Origin of the sequence: Nocardioides antri, assembly GCF_008373765.1 — a bacterium.
In the GTDB taxonomy this organism is placed as follows: Bacteria; Actinomycetota; Actinomycetes; order Propionibacteriales; family Nocardioidaceae; genus Nocardioides; species Nocardioides antri.
Genome location: NZ_VUJW01000022.1, coordinates 1 through 2,780 on the forward strand (window position 1 = coordinate 1; position 2,780 = coordinate 2,780).

General features: G+C 65.4%; 3 protein-coding genes. All 3 read left to right on the top strand.

What is annotated here, in order from left to right; genetic code table 11:
* Window positions 1-696 precede the first annotated feature (696 nt).
* The 3 genes from F0U47_RS20255 to F0U47_RS20260 all read left to right on the top strand — a co-directional run bounded on the left by F0U47_RS20255 (window position 697) and on the right by F0U47_RS20260 (window position 2,725).
* Window positions 697-1,239, top strand: coding sequence for a hypothetical protein (locus F0U47_RS20255; RefSeq protein WP_149752309.1), 543 nt, complete (start codon window positions 697-699; stop codon window positions 1,237-1,239).
* 643 nt (window positions 1,240-1,882) lie between these two features.
* The gene (locus F0U47_RS22615) at window positions 1,883-2,182 is read left to right on the top strand and encodes a MafI2 family immunity protein (protein ID WP_497463088.1); all 300 of its coding nucleotides are present in this window, start codon (window positions 1,883-1,885) and stop codon (window positions 2,180-2,182) included.
* Window positions 2,183-2,251: 69 nt separating this feature from the next.
* Window positions 2,252-2,725, top strand: coding sequence for a DUF4304 domain-containing protein (locus tag F0U47_RS20260; protein ID WP_149752310.1), 474 nt, complete (start codon window positions 2,252-2,254; stop codon window positions 2,723-2,725).
* The last annotated feature ends 55 nt before the right edge of the window (window positions 2,726-2,780 follow it).

Sequence of the window (2,780 nt, forward strand, 5' to 3'; positions counted from 1 at the left end):
ACGAAACGCCCTCAACTGCCGCACGGCGTGCGCCGCGGCGAGCAGCGGTTGCCCCGCACGCACGTGGGTATGTAGGCGCTTATGACGTTGGGATGGACTGGCGCGCCGGTTTGGCTAAAGGTTCTCTGCGTCCTAGCGCCGCTGTTCTTCGTCGCAGGGCTGATCGTTGGCATTCCGCTTCTCTTCAAGCGGGGACCTGGATTTCCCGTGATCCTTCTCGGTGGGACGCTTGGCATCGGCCCTTGGCTGCTTCTGTACGCCCGCGGGCGTGGTTCAGCAGCACGCTAAACCCCCTATCCGCCGACGCGGCGCCCGCACTGCCGCTTGTCGCTGCGCGCGCTCTAACTGATGGGCGTCTGTTGATGCTCAGTGACCTCGCGTCAACCATTGAGCAGAGCAAGGCGTGCTAATGGCATGACTACTCCGTCGCGGCCCCCGCGATTGGTGTCGACCTTCATCGGCGGGGTGGCATTAGGCGTCGTCCTGGCAGCGTGCTCTGGGCCGCAAAGAAGCGTTCCACCAGAATCAGCGAATCATCCGGTCGACACTCCACTACCCAGTTCAACCGCACGTCCTGCGCAGGAGCTCACGGTCGTGGGGGCTCGTCCTCGACGCGCGCGATCGATCCTTCGCGACTCCGGGTTCCATGTGATCGTTCATCGGTCGCCCGGCCGGGGCTGCAACGTCCAGTCGCGCGTGGTCGACCAGCACATTCCGCGCCGCCGAAACGAACCGGCGCAGGTATGGGTCAGAGTCGACGCCCTCTCTTGCGGGCTCACCGAGGTATCGCGCGGAGTGGCCGAACGCTTCATTGCCTTCGCGCGCGAGAAGGTGGATAGTCCACCCGCGAACGAATCGGTGAACCTCTACGTCGGCGGACAACTCGTGACAACGATCGAGCAGTCGCATCTTGACGACCCGGACGCCTGGCAAGGATGTCCCGCGGGAGAGGGCGGATACGCGGCACGGACATGTCCCTTTTCGGCGGTAGAACCGATCCGGGAGCTACGTTCACATCAAGGTCCCCTCCGGATCACTGCCGCAACGCCGGACCTGCCATGTGGCCCGGTGCAGTTGATTCCGCGCGAGCCCACCTCAAGGGGTCACGTGGCCATCACCGCAGGGAGTTCCTGTGCTGACTCGTTTGCGATCACCCTCTCCATCAACGCCGACGGCGACGCCGACGGCGACGGCGACGGCGAGATCGTGGCCGTCAATGTCGCTTGGTCGGAGCCATGACGCCGTGTTGTTTCCCTCAGACAGCAATGCCCCCGTCCGCTACTGCCGCCCATAGTGCGCGCTCGGGCCGATGAGCGTGCCCTCGGCCAGTTGCTCTGGCAGGGTCGAAACCATGACCCGAACGCGATTCTTCGACCCGGCGGAGGAGGCAACCCGCGAAGGCTACATCGGGCCGGGCTGGCAAGTGACTGACCTCCTGCGCGAGGTACTGGGCCGCTCCTCTGAACGCGGTCACCCGGCAGCGGAGGTTGTCCGGGAGGACCGCTCTTCGCTCTCGCTCGGCACTGACGGCGAATGGGCCGTTCTCGTCTGGGTCGATTCGCTCGGTGAGAGTCACCACAGCGTCGGCGGTGGTGGCGACGGTCATCTGATCTATGACTACTTCGGCTCCTGGTCGAGTCACCGAGCGCATGGCAGGTACCGCTTGCGCACGCGGTCGAGGCGTTGGAGCAGTTCGTGCAGCTCGGAACCCCGGTCACTGAGCGCGTCATCTTCCAGCCGGACTGAAACGCCCCGCTATTGCCGCCCTGCGCGGGCGGAGCCGCACGCTACTGCCGCACGGCGTGCGCGGAGCCGCACGCTACTGCCGCACGGCATGCGCGGAACCCGCAGCGATGAGGGCAATACTCAGATCGTGGCGGACATGAGGACTCACGTGCTGTTGTCGATGCAACGCGCCTTATGGGAGGCGGTCACCGCTGACTTACGCGGAGTCACGGTCTCGTACGAGGGATCGTTGGATCGTGGGGGCGTCGAAGCTCGGTTCTTGTACGAGGGTGAGGTCGGAGACGTGCAGGCTGAGTGCGTGTCGTTAGCCGAGACCCACTGCATCGCCGACTTCCCGCCGGCGGTGTCCGTGGCCTTTCACGCGGTGCCCAACGCGACCCGCGACCTGCTGACGGACGAGGAGTGGGTCTTCTTGCGCTGGGAGCCGGAAACCTGACGTCCGCTCCTGCCGCACGCGGTAGCCGAATAGCGCGCGTCGGCGGACGACCCTTCGTAGGGTGATCGGGTGGGCGCAGCACAGGACCGTTTCAAGGCCGTGGTCCGTGATCACTGGGCACCTGCATTGCGAGACCTCGGCCTCACGGGCTCCGGCAAGGTCTTCTGCGTCCCTGACGATCACGACTGGGCGATGCTCGGGTTCCAGACTTCGACGGGCAGCACTGCTGAGGTTGCGAAGTTCACGGTCAACCTGATGGTTGTCGGCAAGGACGACTGGCAACGCGCGCGGGAGGAGCATCCCTGGTACTCCGCCAAGCCGAGCCCCAACACGGTTGCACTTCATCGGTATCAGCAGCGCTTGGGCTTCCTCACCCATGGCGAAGATCATTGGTGGCTCTTGCTGAGCGACGGCAGCAACGAGGACGCGGTGGCCCAGGAGGTGCTGCTCGCGCTCCGTGACCAGGCAATCCCGACGCTCAGGGCAGAGATGCGCAACTGCGCCCCAGGCCCACGCGGAACGTTCGCCTTCCGTGCCAGGTAGCCGCCCGCTACTGCCGCCGTCAGTGCGCGATCCTGCCGATTAGCGGTCGGTCGGC

Coding starts and splice junctions, on each gene's coding strand:
- F0U47_RS22615 (WP_497463088.1), top strand. CDS start 1,883: ATGAGGACTCACGTGCTGTTGTCGATGCAACGCGCCTTATGGGAGGCG.